General features: G+C 74.6%; 17 protein-coding genes. 10 read left to right on the top strand and 7 right to left on the bottom strand.

Annotated elements, in window-relative coordinates:
- Positions 1-148 precede the first annotated feature (148 nt).
- Positions 149-2,170, top strand: a complete 2,022-nt coding sequence (locus tag ACFVVL_RS34245; protein ID WP_387682290.1) for a tetratricopeptide repeat protein — start codon at positions 149-151, stop codon at positions 2,168-2,170.
- 210 nt (positions 2,171-2,380) lie between these two features.
- On the opposite strand, the gene ACFVVL_RS34250 is transcribed toward ACFVVL_RS34245, so the two are convergent.
- Together ACFVVL_RS34250 and ACFVVL_RS34255 are read right to left on the bottom strand one after the other, a co-directional pair.
- Positions 2,381-3,070, bottom strand: coding sequence for a hypothetical protein (locus tag ACFVVL_RS34250; protein ID WP_387682293.1), 690 nt, complete (start codon positions 3,068-3,070; stop codon positions 2,381-2,383).
- Between the two features lie 31 nt (positions 3,071-3,101).
- A complete protein-coding gene (locus ACFVVL_RS34255; RefSeq protein ID WP_387682296.1) occupies positions 3,102-4,580 on the bottom strand; it encodes an insulinase family protein in 1,479 nt (492 codons plus the stop codon).
- A 122-nt stretch (positions 4,581-4,702) separates the two neighbouring features.
- Between ACFVVL_RS34255 and ACFVVL_RS34260 the strand changes: the two genes are divergently transcribed.
- From ACFVVL_RS34260 to ACFVVL_RS34275, 4 genes are all read left to right on the top strand, one after another.
- On the top strand, positions 4,703-5,455 hold the full coding sequence (locus ACFVVL_RS34260) for an SMI1/KNR4 family protein (RefSeq protein ID WP_387682299.1): 753 nt from the start codon (positions 4,703-4,705) through the stop codon (positions 5,453-5,455).
- Positions 5,456-5,520: 65 nt separating this feature from the next.
- Positions 5,521-6,093, top strand: coding sequence for a TetR/AcrR family transcriptional regulator (locus tag ACFVVL_RS34265; RefSeq protein WP_387682302.1), 573 nt, complete (start codon positions 5,521-5,523; stop codon positions 6,091-6,093).
- Positions 6,094-6,130: 37 nt separating this feature from the next.
- Complete coding sequence (locus ACFVVL_RS34270) at positions 6,131-7,099, top strand: alpha/beta hydrolase (protein WP_387682305.1); 969 nt, start codon at positions 6,131-6,133, stop codon at positions 7,097-7,099.
- A gap of 124 nt (positions 7,100-7,223) precedes the next feature.
- Positions 7,224-8,141 (top strand): hypothetical protein, encoded by a 918-nt coding sequence (locus tag ACFVVL_RS34275; protein WP_387682308.1) that lies wholly within the window; start codon positions 7,224-7,226, stop codon positions 8,139-8,141.
- Positions 8,142-8,211: 70 nt separating this feature from the next.
- Here ACFVVL_RS34275 and ACFVVL_RS34280 read toward each other — a convergent pair whose 3' ends face one another.
- On the bottom strand, positions 8,212-9,780 hold the full coding sequence (locus ACFVVL_RS34280) for an alpha/beta hydrolase (RefSeq protein ID WP_387682310.1): 1,569 nt from the start codon (positions 9,778-9,780) through the stop codon (positions 8,212-8,214).
- 370 nt (positions 9,781-10,150) lie between these two features.
- Between ACFVVL_RS34280 and ACFVVL_RS34285 the strand changes: the two genes are divergently transcribed.
- Positions 10,151-10,732, top strand: coding sequence for a DUF4240 domain-containing protein (locus tag ACFVVL_RS34285; protein ID WP_380295287.1), 582 nt, complete (start codon positions 10,151-10,153; stop codon positions 10,730-10,732).
- A gap of 353 nt (positions 10,733-11,085) precedes the next feature.
- On the opposite strand, the gene ACFVVL_RS34290 is transcribed toward ACFVVL_RS34285, so the two are convergent.
- From ACFVVL_RS34290 to ACFVVL_RS34300, 3 genes are all read right to left on the bottom strand, one after another.
- Positions 11,086-11,571, bottom strand: a complete 486-nt coding sequence (locus tag ACFVVL_RS34290) for a hypothetical protein (RefSeq protein ID WP_380295285.1) — start codon at positions 11,569-11,571, stop codon at positions 11,086-11,088.
- A gap of 242 nt (positions 11,572-11,813) precedes the next feature.
- Entirely contained in the window at positions 11,814-12,152 is a 339-nt protein-coding gene (locus ACFVVL_RS34295) for a cyclic-phosphate processing receiver domain-containing protein (RefSeq protein WP_387682313.1), read from the bottom strand.
- A gap of 95 nt (positions 12,153-12,247) precedes the next feature.
- Positions 12,248-12,649 (bottom strand): hypothetical protein, encoded by a 402-nt coding sequence (locus ACFVVL_RS34300; RefSeq protein ID WP_380295281.1) that lies wholly within the window; start codon positions 12,647-12,649, stop codon positions 12,248-12,250.
- Between the two features lie 204 nt (positions 12,650-12,853).
- Between ACFVVL_RS34300 and ACFVVL_RS34305 the strand changes: the two genes are divergently transcribed.
- On the top strand, positions 12,854-13,408 hold the full coding sequence (locus ACFVVL_RS34305) for a hypothetical protein (protein WP_387682316.1): 555 nt from the start codon (positions 12,854-12,856) through the stop codon (positions 13,406-13,408).
- Between the two features lie 20 nt (positions 13,409-13,428).
- Here ACFVVL_RS34305 and ACFVVL_RS34310 read toward each other — a convergent pair whose 3' ends face one another.
- Positions 13,429-14,037, bottom strand: a complete 609-nt coding sequence (locus ACFVVL_RS34310; protein WP_380295277.1) for a hypothetical protein — start codon at positions 14,035-14,037, stop codon at positions 13,429-13,431.
- A gap of 175 nt (positions 14,038-14,212) precedes the next feature.
- On the opposite strand from ACFVVL_RS34310, the gene ACFVVL_RS34315 reads away from it, so the two are divergent.
- Genes ACFVVL_RS34315 through ACFVVL_RS34325 form a run of 3 tightly spaced genes read left to right on the top strand, consistent with a single transcriptional unit; the run spans position 14,213 to position 17,231 of the window.
- Entirely contained in the window at positions 14,213-15,484 is a 1,272-nt protein-coding gene (locus ACFVVL_RS34315) for an ABC transporter substrate-binding protein (RefSeq protein ID WP_387682319.1), read from the top strand.
- On the top strand, positions 15,481-16,401 hold the full coding sequence (locus ACFVVL_RS34320) for a carbohydrate ABC transporter permease (RefSeq protein WP_380295273.1): 921 nt from the start codon (positions 15,481-15,483) through the stop codon (positions 16,399-16,401). Before ACFVVL_RS34315 ends, ACFVVL_RS34320 begins: the two co-directional genes overlap by 4 nt.
- Positions 16,398-17,231 (top strand): carbohydrate ABC transporter permease, encoded by an 834-nt coding sequence (locus ACFVVL_RS34325; protein ID WP_380295272.1) that lies wholly within the window; start codon positions 16,398-16,400, stop codon positions 17,229-17,231. Before ACFVVL_RS34320 ends, ACFVVL_RS34325 begins: the two co-directional genes overlap by 4 nt.
- Positions 17,232-17,236 lie beyond the last annotated feature (5 nt).

Consider the following 17,236-nt stretch of genomic DNA (forward strand, 5'->3'; position numbering starts at 1 on the left):
TCTGGCGGCGGCGGTGCGCCGCCTCCCGCGGCGCGCCGCCCCGCGCGGCGCCGCCCCCCCCCCCCCGCCACCGGGCCGGCCGAGGCCCCGGTCCCGGAACGACAGCCCGCGGCGGGGCCCGCCGGCACGATGAGGAGATGAGTCGAGCATGCGGCACGTCTGGCTGGAGGCACCACTGCCCCGGGACCGCCGCGCGGCGGCCGCCGGAGCCGAAGGACTCCTGGGCTCCTTCGACTGCCGGGTCTGGCAACGCGGCCCCTACGGCGGGGTCGGCGAGTTCGTCCGCCGCCTCGTCCTCGACCAGGGGCACACCCCGCTGGTCGCCCGCCACCAGGTCGAACTCCTCTGCGCCGTGCGGGACCTGCAGCCCGCGATGCCCTGGGCCGCCGAGGCCGTCGCGGCGCTGGACGTCGCGGACGTCCAGATCAGGTTCCACCCGGCCCGGCGCACCCGCCACCTCGCCCACGGGATAGGCGAGTTCGTCGCCGCCTGGGCGCAGGAACGGCGGACGCCGGCCGCCGTCGTGCTGGACCGGCTGGACGAGGCGGACGCCACCACCGTCGAGCTCGTCGACGTCCTGCTGCGACGCGTGGACCCCACCCGGCTGCGGCTCCACGTCGGTGGCGCCGCACTGCCGGACGCACTCGCGGCCACCGTCGCCGAGTACGCCCGGCCCCGCACCGGAGCCCGGCCCCCCGCCGCCGACCCGTCCCCGCGCCACCCCGCCACCGGGGACCTTGCCGCCTCCCACCACGACCCCGCCTGGCACGACGAGCGCGCCGACGAACTCGCCGCGACCGGCGAGTGGTCCTGGCAGCTGGGCGCGATCCCCTACCACCGCGAACGCGGCACCCGCCCGGCCACCGACGGGGTCGACGCGCTGCGCACCGCCCTCGGCCTGGCGCTGACCAGCGGCTTCTACGAGCACGCCGTCCGCCTCGCCGAACGCGGCCTGCCGCTGGTCACCCCGGCGGGCGACACCCGGAACTGGTGGGCCTTCACCACCGCACTGGCCACCGCGCTGACCGCCCTGGACCGCCCGGCCGAGGCGCTCGCCCTCTACGACCACGCCCGGCGGGTCACCGACGAGCCGAGGATCCTCCTCTCCGCGGCCTACTCCACCGCCATGCTCCACGCCCGCCACCTGCCGGCGCCCGCCCGGGACCTCACCGCCGCCCGCACCTGGCTGGAGCGCGCCCTCGCCCTCGCCGAGCGGATCGAGGACCCGCGCGAACGCACCGTCACCACCGTCTTCCACCGCCAGGGCCTGGCCCTGCTGGACAGCCGCGCCGGCGACCACGCGGCGGCGCTGCGGACGGTCGAGGACGGCATCGCCCGGCTCGCCGGGACCCTGGCGCCCGGCGAACGGACCCGGGACCACGCCCGGTTGGTGCACAACCGCGCCCAGCTGCACCTCGCGCTGGGCGACCCGGCCCGCGCGCTCGCCGACCTCGACGCGGTGATCGAGCAGGACCCGCAGAACGCCGAGTACTACGTCGACCGGGCCGCGCTCCACCGGGCCACCGGACACCCGGTGGAGGCGATCGCCGACTACGGCACCGCGATCCGCCTCGGCCCGCACCTTCCCGAGGCGTACTACAACCGCGCCGAGACGCTCACCGACCTGGGCCGGCCGGAGGCGGCCCTGGCCGACCTCGACCTGACCCTCCTGATCGCCCCCGACCACCTCGACGCCCTGGTCAACCGGGCCGGACTGCACCTGGACGACGGTCGGCCCGACCTCGCCGAACGCGACGCGCTCGCGGGCCTGGAGCTCTCCCCCGGCCAGCCGCACCTGCTCTGCGTGCTCGGTGTGGTCGAGTCCGAACGCGGCCGGCTCCCCGAGGCCGAGGCCCTGCTCACCCGGGCCGTCGAGCACGCCCCCGAACTGCCGGCCGCCTGGGTCAACCGCGCGACGGTCCGCTTCGAACGCGGCGACGTCCCCGGTGCCGTCGCCGACCTCACCCGCGCCATCGCCCTGGACCCCGATCCCCTGGCCCTCTACAACCGCGGCCTGGCCCACCGCGACCTCGGCGACGAGCCCGCCGCCACCGCGGACTTCACCCGCGCCCTGGCCACCGGCCCCGACCCCGACCTGCGCGCCGAACTGCTCCGGGAGCTGGCCTCCACCGCCCCCGTACCACCCGATCCGGCCCGGAGCCGCCCCTGAGCCGTCCCTGAGCCGTCGCCTCGAAGCCCTGCGGTGGGACGACGACGGCCACCTGCTCACGGATCCCGCCGCACCCGTGCTCCACGGCGTCGCGGCGCAGGACCGGCCCACGGCGCCGATGCCGGACGACGATCCGCGAGCCGGCCCCGCCCGGCCGGAGCTCCCCGGTTCCTCCCGGTCCACGCCGACGGGCTGCCGCCCGCCCCCGCGTCAACCGGCCGGTCGCGCCAGCTCGTAGCTGATCCTTCCGAGCCGGTTCCGGACGACGAACCCCCGGTCCGACCACTCGGAACTCGCGAAGACGTCGCGCAGGTCCAGGTGGTTCGGCCGCTCGGTCATCCACCGGACCTCGGGCGCCGCCCCGGACCTGCTCGTGAGCTCGATGCGCCACGCCTCCCCGACCTCGCGGTTCAGACAGCGCACGACGCGCGCCCGGACGGCCCTGTCCGGCGAGCTCCTCGCCAGCCGGGGCACCGGCAGTTCGAGACCGAAGTCCCGGTGGCGCAGCGTCGCGCAGGCCCCGCGGATCGCCGCCTCGACCGCAGCGCCCCGGTTGTGGCGTCCTGCCAGGTCGACCAGCGCGTCCTCGACCACGGCCGGCAGGGCGGTGTCCCGCGCCCGGGGCGGGAGGGCCCGGAGCCTGCCGAGGTCGACGTTCTCGACGACGTACTCCGACGCCCCGAGGGCCTGCCAGTACTGCGGGGACGGCGCCCTGCCGGGCGCGCACGTGATCCGGATCTTCGAGCAGCCGTCGATGTCGAGCCCCTTCGGCAGCAGCGCGACCACGCCCTCACGGACGTGATGGGCCGGCCATCGGAACGGCACCCCGTCCGACGTGGGTGGCTGCGCGTCGGCGGCCGTCGAGGCGGCCGCCTCGACGGCCGGCATCGTCAGCCTCACCGACGCTCCTCGGCGGGCCGGCCCCCGGGGCTCACCCGGTGGCGCGCAGGGCCGAGACCGGGTAGCGCAGGGCCTCCGGGACGGCGGCGTCGATGGTGGCGATGGCCGGGCCGAGGCCGGAGAAGAGTTCCGGGGCGACCGGGACGAAGCAGTTGCCGAGGCCCTGGAGGATGCGGCCGGCCTCGTGGACCTCGACGCCGACCACCTCGGTGTACGGGAAGCCGTGGATCCGGCCCTCCTCGTCCTGCCACCACGCACCGTCGGCGTTCACCACCAGCCGGACCTTGCGCGCCGCGCCGGACCGGGCCCGGGCGAGCAGCGGCGGCCGGTACTGCGACCCGGCGGGCAGGCTGCTGCGCTCGGAGCAGCCGCCGGCGGGCAGTGCCGATCCGTCGGGCCGGGCGAGGAGCAGCTGCTCGACCTCGCACGGCACCAGCAGCAGCGCCGTCTCCATCGCGGCGGCGAACGCCTCCCGCACCTGGGCCGGGGTCACCTCGGCCTGGAGGGCGAGCTTGGTCTGCGCGTCCAGGTGGGTCTCGCCGAGCAGCAGGTCGGCCGCGCGTTCGGCGACCTCCAGGTCGGCGGTGCGCGGGTCGGTCAGGAACTCCCGGGCGCCCTCGCGTTCCTCGGCGAGCTCGGCCTCGGTGGGCTCCTCGGTGGCGAGGCGCAGCGCCTCCTGCCAGAGCAGTTCGGCGACCCGCTTCTCCTGGCCCTCGCGGACGTCGAGCTGGATGCTGCGCTCGCCCCGGCCGGGGCCGACGAAGACGGCGCTGCCGCCGACGTCGTAGCTGAGGCCGTGCTCGTGGCGGACGGTGTCGGTCAGCCGCTGGCTGAGCACGTGGGCGGCGAGCAGCATCGTCTGGTCGTTGAGGTCGCAGGAGAACAGCAGGCCGGGGCCGGGCACGTCGGCCCGGTGCCAGGACGAGCGGGTGGTGCGTGCGGCGGGGTGCGGGGTGCGGGTGGTGCGGGGGCCGGGTGCGAGCGGCAGGCGCAGGTCCTGCGGCGGGGGGCCGGTGAGGGCGAGGACGGCGTTGCCGGCGTGGAAGTGGCGGGCGACGGTGTCCCGCACGGCGTCCTGCGGGATGCGGTCGGCGCCGGGGCCGTTGAAGGAGGCCAGGCCGAGGCCCTGGGTGCCGTACCGGATCGACAGCAGTTCGGCGGTGACCGGGTCGGCCGCGCCGCTGCCCTCGGCGGCCAGCACTCCGGCTTCCTTCTCGATCCGCTCCAGGGGCAGGTCGGTGAGGGCGGTGCAGACGCGGGCGAGGAAGTCGACGACCTGTTCCGGGCGGCCGGTGCAGGTGAAGTCGGTGAGGGTGAGGCTGACCGAGGCGTTGTGCTCGAAGTGCAGCCGGGGCAGGGTGCTCATCGCGAGGTGCTCGACCAGGTGCGTCACCCCGAGGGTGCGGAAGGTCTCGTCCTGGAGCCCGCAGCCGAACATCAGGGTGGCTTCGAGGGGACCGGGCGTCTCGGTCCAGATGACGGGCACGCCGTCGATGAGGTCGTGATGCACCGGGCGAGCATACAGTGAACGGTTCGCCGGTCCGGGAGGGCGATCGGACAGCGGGCGGCGGCGGTGGTGCGGTGTCCCGGTCGGGTGCGGGCCTGTCGTACCCCCGTGCAAGACTGCCCGTCATGCGGGCCGATCCAGAACTTCTGCGGGACCTGATCGCCACCACCCCGGGGATCGTCACCTGGCCCGGCCGTGGCCGTCCGGAGGCCGCGATCCGCGCGGCGGAGTCCCTCACCGGCCCGCTGCCGCGCTCGTTCCGCTGGTGGCTGGCCGCGTACGGCGAGGGCTCGCTGCGCGGCCGCCCGATCGCCACGGTGGAGCCCGTGGCCGGTCTCGGGGAACCGGGGCTCACCGAGGACCGGTCCGGCGGGGACCGGCTCTGGTTCCACGAGGACGACGACCACGAGCGCTACGGATTCGCCCTCGACCGGGCCGCCGACGGGGAGTGGCCGGTCGTCGCGCACAGCCGGCTCACCGGCGAGGAGCAGCCGTTCGCCGATTCCTTCGTCGGCTTCCTGACGGTGTGGGCGGCGCTCGCCGGCGGTCTGCGGGAGGGGCCGAACCCGGCCGTCGCCCGGCTGTGGCGCGCCACCCCCGGCCTTCGCCTCCCGGACGGCGGCACGCTGCTCGGCCCGCACACCTTCCGTGCCCGCAACGACGCCTGGCAGGTGCAGACGTACGCGCCCCACTGGGTCCTGGTCGGCGAGGACGGCGCGGGCGCGGGCCTGTTCATGCGCCGCCACGGCCGGGACCGCTCGTCCCTCCACCGCCTCGCGCCCGGCCGCCTCCGGGGGGACGTCGCGGACGACGGCGAGCTGCTGGGTGCGGACCTCTTCGCGTGGCTCGACGGCCTTCCCGGTTCCCCGGCCGGCTGACCGGGAAGGGCTTCGGGAACACTCAAAAATTTACACTCTTCGAGCTGCGTGTTAACTTTGTAGGCATGCCGAAGGTTCCCTCCTCCCAGCTCGTCCTCGATGCCGCCTACCGCTGCTTCTGCCGCAACGGCTACCGCCGCACCACGGTCTCCGACATCGTCGAAGAGGCACAGCTGTCGCGCCCGACCGTCTACAAGTACGTCGGGAGCAAGGAGGAGGCCATCGTCAAGGTCGTCCGATCGCTGCTGGAGCGGGCCGCCGCCGCCTCGGACGCGGCGGCCGGGAGCGCGGCCACGCCGGAGGAGAAGGTCCTCGCCGTCCTCACGGTGAAGCTGGAGGTCGCCATCCGGCTCTGGCAGGACAGCCCCGCCCACGCCCAGGAACTGCTGTCCGCGGCCACCGCCCAGGCTCCCGGCCTGGTCACCACCTACACCGACCACCTGGCCGAGCTCCTGGCATCGGCCCTCGCACCGGCCGCCGGGGACGGCGCGCGGCAGGCCGCCGCCGTCCTGCTCACCTTCACCCGCGGCCTGGAGGACGACCTGCGCGACGCCGGCGCCGTCCGCGGCGAACTCCTCGCCGGCGTCCGGATGATCACCCGCGGGGCCCTCGCCCGCTCCGCGTCCACCCCCGGCTGACCCGCACGGGCCGGCCCCGCCGGAAAGGCGCACCCCCATGCACACCACCCCCGCCCCCGACCACTACCGCGACCAGCAGGCCTGGCGCGACCTCCAGCAGTTCCTGCCCGAGCGGCTGCGCCTGACCGACGCCACCGCCCCCGAGGAGGAGTACTGGGACTGGCACGGGAACCGCGTCCACCTCGACCGCTACCGCAACCCCGACGCGAAGGCCAAGGTCGTCCTGCACCACGGCGTCGGCACCAACGGCCGCCAGATGTCCCTGATCCTCGGCGCCCCGCTCGCCCGGCGCGGCTTCGAGACCGTCGCACTGGACAACCTCGGCTACGGCCTCACCAAGGTCAAGCCCGGCACCACGCCCTCCTACGACGACTGGGTCGACCTCGTCGTCGACTTCCTGGCCCACGAGCAGTCCCGCGACGACCGCCCGATCGTCCTGTACGGCCTCAGCGCCGGCGGCATGCTCACCTACCACGTCGCCGCCAAGGCCCCCCGGGGCACCCTGCGCGGCATCGTCGGCATGACCTTCCTCGACCAGCGCGACCAGCAGGTCCGCGACGAGACCTCCCACGACAAGCTCACCGCCCGCGCCGGCGTCCCCCTCATGGGCCTGATCGCCAGGACCCCCGCCGCCTCCGCCAAGTACCCGATGAGCCTGGCCTCCAAGATGTCCGCGCTCGCCAACGACCCGGACGCCATGAAGGTCCTCATGAAGGACCCCACCTCCGCCGCCAACTGGGTCAGCGTCCGCTTCCTCGACAGCTACGCCACCTACACCCCCGCCGTGGAACCGGCCGACTTCGACGCCTGCCCCGTCCTGCTCACCCAGCCCGCCGAGGACCGCTGGACCCCGCACCACCTGAGCGTGCCCGTCCTGTCCCGCATCACCAAGGTCCCCGTCGACACCGTCATGCTCGAAGGCGCCGGCCACTACCCCCTCGAAGACCCCGGGCTCCGGCAGATGGAGGACGCCATCGCCGACTTCGTCACCAGGAACACCGCCTGACCGGGGCGCCCGGACGGCGGCGGCGACGAAGCCGCCGCCAACCGGGCCCCCCGGCACGGGTTTTGGGCGGTGGAGGGTAGGGAAGGAGGCCGGCGCGGACGGTTCGCAGGAAGGCAAGGCGCTCATGACCGGGCACGCCGAGGTCCACTACCGACGCCTCTGCGACGTGATGTCCCGCTACCCGATGAACGTGATCGACGACGAGATCGACGAGATCCGTCGTCTCCACTGCGCCGTCGACGCCACCACCGACCCGCGCGGGTACGACAGGCTGCCCCCGGTCACCGCGCCCCCTGCCGACGCGGAGCGCTGGAACGCCGCGACCGGGGCGCTCCAGCGGTCCATCGCGCGCATCGACGAGCAGGAGGAAGCGGCCCGGCGTCATCTGCGGTGGGTGCGCCCGGCCGCGCGCCCGTTCTGGAAGACCCGTCACGCGCTGCGCAACCGGCGGCTGCGCGCCACGTACGACAGCACCATGGAACGTCTGCGCGACGACGTGCGCACCGCCTACCGGACCTTCCGCGAGCAGGCCGGCGACCTCACGCCGTACGTCCACGCCGAACTGGAGCGCCAGGAACGCGAGTCGCGCGAGTGGCGGGAACAGCGGGAACGGGAGACGCGCGAGCGTGCGCCGGCCCGGGCCGCCGCCATGGCCGAGGCTGCCGGCCGGCCGGTCTGGGGGTACACGCTGGTCCCCCGGACCGGCGGTGACGGCTCCTTCACGATCCACCTGCAGACCGTGGAGGAGGTGCGGGGCCCGCGTGGCGGAGTGGCACGCACCGGCCTCACCCCGGAGCAGGTGCAGGCAGCGCTCGCCGAGGAGCGGCTCCGGGACCGGTACACGAGCGTCATGTGGTCCTCCGAGACCGAGCTCGCGCTCACGGAGTGGCACGCGAGCGGACGGGTGCAGGAGGCCTGGCGCGAGCTCACCGGTGTCCTGGTCGAGCGTTTCCCCCGGATCGCCGAGCAGGCCTCACGGCCGCGCAACCCCGGGGTGTCCGGTTCCGACTACGGCGGCTTCACCGGCTTCGGCGGCTACTGACGGGCCGCCGACGGCCGCCGACGGGCCGCCGGCGACGGCCGGACGAGGCCGCCGTTCCCGGCGGTGGAGGTCACCGGCCGCCGCAGGTGGCGTCCTCGGCGGGCAGCCGGCCCGTGGTCAGGTACCGGGCGACGGCCGGGTCCGCGCAGGACGGGCCGTTGACGACCACGCCGTGGCCCTCGCCGCCGGCCACCGTGACCATCCGCGCACCGTGCAGCGCCCGGCGCATGCCCTGCGCCATGGCCAGTGTCGTGCGGGGGTCCCACGCGTTCTGCACGATCAGGGCGCCGGCGTCGTTGTTCACCACGGTGGCCGGTTCACCGGCCGGGGACTTCCAGAACGCGCACGGCTGGATGGTCGCCCCGAGATCACCGGCCAGCGGGTACCTGGCCCGGTCCCGGATCGCGTCCTGGCGGTACTGCTCGGGGTTGCGCGGCCAGCTGCGGGTGTCGCCGCAGGAGACGGCCCAGGTGACGGCAGCCGGGTTGTCCGCCGGAACGTCCGCGGTGAACGCCCCCGCCCCCGCCCTCGCGCCGGCCCCGGGCGCCACGGCTCCGGCCGCCCCGGGCTCCGACGCAGCCGACGCAGCCGCCGACGCGGCGGCCGCCGTGGCCGGGGCGGGCGTTCCGCCCGCGGCCGCGGCCTTCAGCGCGACGATCCACGGGGTCACGGCCTCGACGTGGACGAACTCGGCGTACGCGGAACGGATCGCGCCCCCGTCGAGCGCCCCGCCCTCGATCGGGACGGGCGTTCGGTCGGCGCGGGCGACGAGCTCCCAGTACGTCCGCCTGACCTCCGCCGGAGTCGCCCCCAGCCCGAACGCGGCGTCGCGCGCCGCGGCCCACTCGGTCCACCGGGTGAAGGCGAGTTCGGCCCCCGGCGCCCACCCCCGGAACACTCCCCGCCACGCGAGCGCGGGGTCGAGCGCGCTGTCGAGCACGAACCGGTCCGCACGCCGGGGGAACATCTGCAGGTAGACGGAGCCCAGGTAGGTGCCGTACGAGTGCCCGAAGTAGGAGATCCTCCGCTCCCCGAGCGCCGCCCGCACGACGTCCATGTCCCGTGCCGTGTTGCGGGTGGTCAGGTGCGGCAGCAGGTCCCCCGCCTTGGCCCAGCACTTGTCGGCGACCGACCGGGCCCGGGCCACGTCCTTCGCGAAGGTCCGCGCGCTGTAGGGGTGCAGGACGGTCTGCTCGTCGCCCGTCAGGTCGCAGCCGATCGGCGAGCTCTGCCCGACCCCGCGCGGGTCGAAGCCGATCAGGTCGAACCGCTCGCGCACCGCCGCCGGGAGCAGCGGCTCCATCTCCACCGGCATGGTCAGCCCCGGGCCGCCCGGACCGCCGGGGTTCATCAGCAGCACCCCGTGCCGCTCGCCCGGGTTGGTCGCGGCGACCCGCGACACCGCGACCTCGATCTTCCGGCCGCCGGGGTCGCCGTAGTCCAGCGGCACCTTCACCTTCGCGCACTCGAACGCGGCCGGCCGGCCCGCGTCGCAGCGCTCCCAGCGGAGTTCCTGCTGCGCGTACGGCTGGAGCGGATCGCCCGCCGCGAACGCCGTCGCGGGGGTGAGCGCCGCCATCACGGTGGTCAGCGCGCCGACCGTCAGCGCGGAAATCGTTCGTCCGTCTCGCAGAACCATGCCAGTCCTCTGTGCAGAAGTCGGTGTCTCGGATTGCCTCCAGTCTCCGTACCGCCACCTCCCTCCCTCGTCCGACGCGGGGATGGACTCCCGGTCCGCCCTGAGGCGGAGGCCGGGGCCCCGGTCTGGGGCCGGGCTCCTGTTCCCGGCCGTTCACCGCTCAGGGTCGACGGCCCCTCAGCCGGCGGCCGGCGAACGCCCGGTGGGCGCCCGGGCCCACCCCGCGGCACGGGCCCGCACCGCCCGGGCGCGCCGGGCCGCCCGTTTCGGTGTCCCCGGCGAAGGGCGCCCCCGCCCCCTAGGGGACGGCGGGCGGGCCCCGTGCTCGCGGGGCCGGTGTGTGTCAGTGGTGATTGCGATCCTGGGCGGCATGGACGACAAGACCTTCTGGGCGCTCATGGACGAGCTGAGCCGTCGCCCCGGTGACCGGCACGAACGGCTGGAGTGGCTGCGCGGGACGCTGCGGCGCGGGACGGCGGCGGAGGCGGTGGAGTTCCAGGCCCGTCTGGAGGCCGCGTGCGCCGTGGTCGCCACGGACGCCCTGTGGCGGGCGGTGCGCCGGATCGAGGGCGGCCTGTGCTCCGACGACGGCTTCGACTACTTCGCGCTCTGGCTGGTGGCCCAGGGGCGGCGGACCTACGAGGCGGTGCTCGCCGATCCGGACGCCCTCGCCGACGTCGCCGAGGTCCGGGCCCTGGTGGGGCGGCACCTGCGGGAGTGGCGTGACGACGAGTGGCCGGAGTGGGAGGAGCTGGACTACGTGGCCCAGGAGGCGTTCGAGGAGCTGACGGGCCGGGGGGACGACGGTCAGGAGGCGTTCCACGAGGCCCTGGACGCCCTCCAGGAGGCGGCGGAGGAGCCCCGGGAGGAGCCCACCGGCACCGCGGGAACCGCGCTGGGGACCGGGACGCCCCGGCTCGACGCCCTCTTCCCCGCGGCGCCCGGCTCCTGACCCGGCGGGCCCCCGGCCGGTCGCGTTCGGCCGGGGCCCGCCGACGGTGCCCGCGGCCGTCAGGCGGCGGCGACCGCCAGGTCGGTGAGCCCGGGCGCGTCGGCGACGGCGGTGACGCTGCCCCAGCCGGACCAGGTGCCGCGGTCGTAGTCGGCGGTGGCGTTGTACATCCCGCGGTTGGCGAGGGTGTACAGGTGGAGCTTGTTGCCGAAAGCTCCTCGGGAGGGCGGGGAAAGCCGTGCCGAGTACGGCAGACACCGGTGCGACGCGGACCCGGTCCGGACCGCTCCCCGGCACCCCGACATGCCGGGGCGCCGGCGCCCCCCCGGGGTACCGGCGCCCGCGAACGGGTGTCAGTAGACGAGGATGTCCCAGTGGCTGCCCTCGTTGCAGTAGAGGTTGCCCGATGCGGCCTTCCACTGCGGGTAGCCGTCGCCCCGGTAGCCGATGTAGGTGAAGCTGTTCTGGATGTAGGCGTCGATGCAGGAACTGCGGGAGATGTCGACCTTGTAGCCGTTGTAATGGCTGTAGGTGCCGGAGGCGTGGCCCACCTCGGTGCCGCCCGTGATGTTGATGGCGCAGCCGCTGGACTGCTTGAGGGTGATGATGGTGCTCACCGTGCCGGAGTTGATCTGCTCGAACGAGGTGCAGGTGGAGTTGGACCTGGTGGTGCAGCCCCCGCTGGAGCTCCAGGTGATCCCGGCGCTGCTGAACTGACCGGCGGCCGCCGACTGGGACAGCTTGGTACCGCTGGCGCCCGCCGTGGGCGCCGAGACGGCGAGGCCGGCCAGGGCCACGGCGACGACGGTGGCTGCGGTGGCTGCGGTGCGTGGCTTCATCTGCATCTCCCGGTGAGAACGGTGTGCATCCGACTCGGCCCCTGCCCTGACGGGTGGTCCGGCGACGGGCCCACGGAACCGCCCGGGCGAAGGGGTGGTGCGCAGTGCTGTGACGCGGCCGTGCTCCGGTGCGGCCGAGCGCTCCGGTGCGAGGGCGGCCGATCGAGTCGCACCAGGATGACCCACCACGGTCTATGCGGGTAGACCCGCGTTCGTGAATTTCCCGTGACGGGAGGCGGTCGCTACGCCGTTGCCCGCCGGACCCGGTAGTTCCAGCGAGCGAGGGCCTGCACGACGGTGGCGGCGCCGACGGGGTTGGCGCTGTGGACCAGGACGGTGCCGATGTCGAAGGGCCGTCCGCCGAAGGCGGCTTCTTCCAGGAGGGTCACGACGGGCAGGATGTCGTCGTCGCCGCCGAGGTCGTGGTCGAGCCAGAGCTCGTCGATGCGGGTGTCCCGGTGCTCGTGCAGGAGCTGGACGCCCTCCCGGCTGGTGCGGGCGATCCGGGTGGCGGTGGGCAGCGGCCGGAGGTCGTCGATGCCGAGGATGACGGGCGCCGGGGCGGAGGGGGCTTCGTTCACCGGGTCATCCTCGCAGGGCGGTGGAGCGGAGCACCCCGGCCGGGGCGGCTCCGCGGGTGCGGGGCGGCCGGGGCCGGGGCGTTCGACCGGGAGGGTCAGGGGGTGGTGCAGACGGCGGTGGCCCGGATGGACTCGGTGGCGGTGCCGGTGTTGGTGCCGCGCACGACCCAGTAGCCGCCGCTCGGGTAGGAGTCGGTGAAGAAGATCCGGAAGGCGCTGGTCTGGCCGCCACCGCCGGTGGGTACCTCGCCGGACGGACAGGCCACGTAGGCGATGCCGTTGGCGCCCGGGGCGACGTCGACCCAGTCGCCGAAGACCTGGTCGTGCGCGGCGAGCAGCGCGGGGTCGACGAGGCCCTGGTTGCCGGGGAGGGTGACGGCCGGCTTGTCGGAGGCGGGCTTGGCGGCGGGACCGGCGTCGGCGGCGGCCGCGGTGCTCGCGGCCAGGACACCGAAGACGGCGAGGGCGGTCAGGACGAGGGGCTTCGTACGGGCCATGTCGGGGACTCCTGGGGTCGGTGGTTCGGCGTGCGCCGGCGGGGGCCGTTCCCCCGCACCAGCCCGATCCGTACCCGAACCACCCTTCCCCTCCCCCGGGCCGGAGCCCGGTTACCCGGGCGGCGGAAGGATGCTGCCTGGCCGGGCTAACAGCCGCCGGAAATCCGGGTGCCGCGCGGCGCGCGGGGTGGGAGGCTGCGCGCCATGACGGCATCCGAAGGACTCGACGAGCTGGACTACCTGCGCGAGATCGAACGCCTCGCCCATGACCTCTGCGTCGAGGCGTCCGCCGAGGACGGCATCGACCACGCGGCGGACCCGCAGGACGCGACGCCGTTCCGGCGCAGCCTGAACGCGCTGGCGCGGGCCGTGCGCTCCTACCACTTCGAGGGCGACGGTTGCACGGACGACCGCCCGCTGCTGAAGCTGGCCGCCGCCGCGGTCCTGAAGCCCGGCGCGATGCCGGCCGGGGCGGACGAGGACTACGGGCAGATGTGCGCGCGGTTCGGGGTCGAGCCGCGTCCGGAGGGCTGGGCCCTGTGGCACACCTGGGGCGGCGGGGAGCAGGTGACGATGGTGGTGTCGGCGGTCGCCACCACCGAGGGGCTGTTCCGGAACTGGTCGCGCGGGCGGGAGCTCGACCCGGTGACCCCGTTGCCCTCGCAGGTCGCCCTCGTCCACCGGGGCTGGAGCGGACCGATGACCTTCGCGCCGCGCGGGGTGCGGCGGGTCGGGGTCGCGGGGCGGCCGCTGTCCTGACGGAGCGGGCGCCCGCTCCGTCAGTGGAAGACGATCGCGTGACCGCCGGCGAGGCTGGCCAGGCAGGCGCGGTGGAGCTGGTGCCAGGCGTGCTGCTCGGGTTCGAACGGCCCGTCGGGCGCGCTGCCGGGCTCGGCTCCGGTGATGCCCAGGGCCGGTGCGACGGTGGCGAGTTCGTCCAGCAGGCGCTGCGTGGAGCCGACCATCCCGGCGCCCGCGACGCCCGCTTCGGCGGGCAGGAACAGCGGGTCGGCGAAGTCCACCGGCACGTAGTAGCCGGCGTTGTCGGCGTGGCAGATCAGGTGCGAGGCGAACCTCGACGCCTCGTCCTGGATCAGCTCGCGCTCGCGCTCCCGGGCGGCCTCGCCCTCCTCGGCGGGCGTGACCGGCTCGCCGCGGCCGGTGAGCGCCAGCACGCGGCGCAGCCGGGTCAGGTAGCCGTAGGGGAAGCCGCCGGAGAAGGCGGGGTCCTGCGGGGCGGCCGGGTCGGACGGCGGCTCCTGCCAGTCGATCCCCTCCGCCGCGAGCGCGGCGCCGAGCCGTTCGAAGGCGCGCCGGTGGTGCTCGAAGCCCTCCGGGTCGTTGCGTGCCTGGTCGTGGAGCAGTCCCACGGATATCGAGAGTCCCATGGCAGCACAGCGTAGGTGACCGCTCCGACAGGGCGGTTCCGCCGGGGGCCGGACCCCCGGCGGGCTTAGCCCGCCCGGGCGGTCGCCGGGATGTCGCGCGGCGGGTCGCAGCCGCGCGGCGGGCGGGCGGCCTAGCGTGGGCCAGCCGTGGGGCGGTCCGCCGGAGGGAGTCGTGATGCCCGGAGCGAAGCAGTGGGGCGCCCTCGGCCTGGTGCTGTTGCTGGCCTGGGGGGCGGCGGGCTGCGGCGGTGGGGGCGGGGCCGGGGACGGCGGGGCGGTCGTGCTCGACTGGTACAACTTCCCCGACGACTCGGGCGCGCTGCAGCAGGCGGCGGACCACTGCGGCCGCGACTCCGGCGGGCGCTACTCCATCCGCTACAACAAGCTGCCGCGCACCGCGGACGGCCAGCGCCAGCAACTGGTGCGCCGGCTGGCCGCGCACGACACCGGCGTGGACATCATGGGACTGGACGTCACCTGGACGCCCGAGTTCGCCGAGGCGGGCTGGGCCCGGGAGTGGACCGGTGCGCTGCGCGAGCGGGCGAGCGAGGACACCCTGGCGGCGGCGCTGCGCACGGCGACCTGGAAGGACCGGCTGTACGGCGTCCCGTACAACTCCAACACCCAGTTGCTCTGGTACCGCGACGACCTGGTGGAGGCGCCGCCCGCGACCTGGGACGAGATGCTGGACACGGCGCGGCGGCTGGCCGAGCAGGACAAGCCGCACGACATCGAGGTGCAGGGCGCCCAGTACGAGGGTCTGACGGTCTGGTTCAACACCCTGGTCACCAGCGCGGGCGGGTCGATCCTCACCGCGGACGCGACGGCGCCCTCGCTGGGCGAGCCGGCCGTCACCGCCGCGCGGGTGATCCGGGACGTCGCCCGCTCCCCCGCCGCCGACCCGTCGCTGTCCAACCAGATGGAGGACGAGAACCGGCTCGCGATGGAGTCCGGTACCGCCGCCTTCGAGCTCAACTACCCGTTCGTCTACCCGTCGATGAAGGAGAACAGGCCCGAGCTGTTCCCGCACTTCCGCTGGGCGCCCTACCCGTCGGTCGTCCCCGGGCGGCCCGCGACGGTGACCATCGGGGGCATCGACCTCGCCGTCGGCGCCTACTCCCGGCACCCGGAGGCGGCCCAGGAGGCCGTGCTGTGCCTGCGCAACCGTGAGAACCAGCTGACCAACGCGCTGGAGGGCGGCCTGCCGCCGTCGCTGCGCAGCCTGTACACCGCCGCCGAGCTCACCGCGAGCTACCCGTTCGCGGCGGAGGTGCTGGAGGCCCTCGACTCCGCCTCGGTGCGCCCGCAGACGCCCGCGTACCAGAACGTCTCGATCGCCGTCGCGCACGCCCTGTCCCCGCCGTCGGAGGTGGACCCGGAGCGCACGGTGGCCGGCCTGTCCGGGCAGATCAGGGACGCGCTCGGCTCGAAGGGGTTGATCCCGTGACCGCGACCCGACTGGGCACCGGGCGCGCCGCCCGGCTCTCCGAGGGCTCCCGCCAGGAGCGCCGGCTCGGCTGGCTGCTGTGCGCCCCGGCCGTGCTGGTGATGCTGGCGGTGACGGCCTATCCGGTCGGCTACGCCGTCTACCTCTCCTTCCAGCGCTACGACCTGCGGTTCCCGGACCGCTCGGCGTTCGTCGGCCTCGACAACTACGGGGCCGTGCTGTCCTCCTCCTACTGGTGGCAGGCGCTGTGGGTGACGGTGCTGATCACCGTCGTCTCGGTGGCGGCGGAGCTGGTGCTGGGGCTGGCACTGGCGCTGGTGATGCACCGGGCGGTGATCGGACGGGGTGTGGTGCGCACGGCGGTGCTCGTGCCCTACGGCATCGTCACGGTGGTGGCCGCCTACTCCTGGCAGTACGCCTGGACGCCGGGCACCGGGTACCTGGCGGCGCTGCTGCCGGAGGGCAGTGCGCCGCTGACCGAGCACTGGCCGGCGATCGGGCTGATCGTGCTGGCCGAGGTGTGGAAGACCACGCCGTTCATGGCGCTGCTCCTGCTGGCGGGCCTGGCGCTGGTGCCGTCCGAGACGGTGCGGGCGGCGATGGTGGACGGGGCCGGGTTCGGGCAGCGGCTGCGGCTGGTGATCCTGCCGCTGATGAAGCCGGCCATCCTGGTGGCACTGCTGTTCCGGACCCTGGACGCGTTCCGGATCTTCGACAACATCTACGTGCTGACCGGTGGCGCGAACGACACCGGCTCGGTGTCGATCCTCGGCTACGACAACCTGTTCACCGCGCTCAACCTGGGCATCGGCTCGGCGATCTCGGTGCTGGTGTTCCTCTGCGTGGCGGCGATCGCCCTGGTCTTCGTCAAGGTCTTCGGCGCGGCCGCGCCCGGCGGATCGGCGGAGCACCGGTGACCGCCCGGCGGGCCCGGGCCGGGGCGGGCTGGGGCGTGGTCAACCTGGTGGTGGTGCTGTACGCGCTGTTCCCGGTCTGGTGGATCGCCGCGCTGTCGTTCAAGGACCCGGCCACGCTGACCGACGGCAACTTCGTGCCGCGCAGCTGGACGCTGGAGAACTACCGCGGGATCTTCCGCACCTCGGAGTTCACCCGGGCGCTGGTGAACTCGATCGGCATCGCGGTGATCGCGACCACGATCGCGGTGGTGCTGGCCACCATGGCGGCGTACGCGGTGGCCCGGCTGCGCTTCCCCGGCAAACGGCTGCTGATCGGGATGTCGCTGCTGATCGCGATGTTCCCGCCGATCTCGCTGGTCTCGCCGCTGTTCGAGATCGAGCGGGCGCTCGGGATCTTCGACACCTGGGCGGGGCTGATCATCCCCTACATGACGTTCTCGCTGCCGCTGGCGATCTACACCCTGTCGGCGTTCTTCCGGGAGATCCCGTGGGAGCTGGAGAAGGCGGCCAAGGTGGACGGCGCCACCCCCGCGCAGGCGTTCCGGCTGGTGATCGCCCCGCTGGCGGCGCCGGGCGTGTTCACCACCGCCATCCTGGTCTTCATCTTCTGCTGGAACGACTTCCTCTTCGCGATCTCGCTGACGTCCACGGACGCCGCGCGCACCGTGCCCGCCGCGATCGCCTTCTTCACCGGCAGTTCCCAGTTCCAGCAGCCGACCGGTTCGATCGCCGCCGCGGCGGTGGTGATCACGGTTCCGATCGTGCTGTTCGTGCTGTTCTTCCAACGCCGCATCGTGGCCGGCCTGACCGCCGGCGCAGTGAAGGGATGACGCGG

The sequence above is a fragment of the Kitasatospora sp. NPDC058115 genome, assembly GCF_042884635.1.
In the GTDB taxonomy this organism is placed as follows: domain Bacteria; phylum Actinomycetota; class Actinomycetes; order Streptomycetales; family Streptomycetaceae; genus Kitasatospora.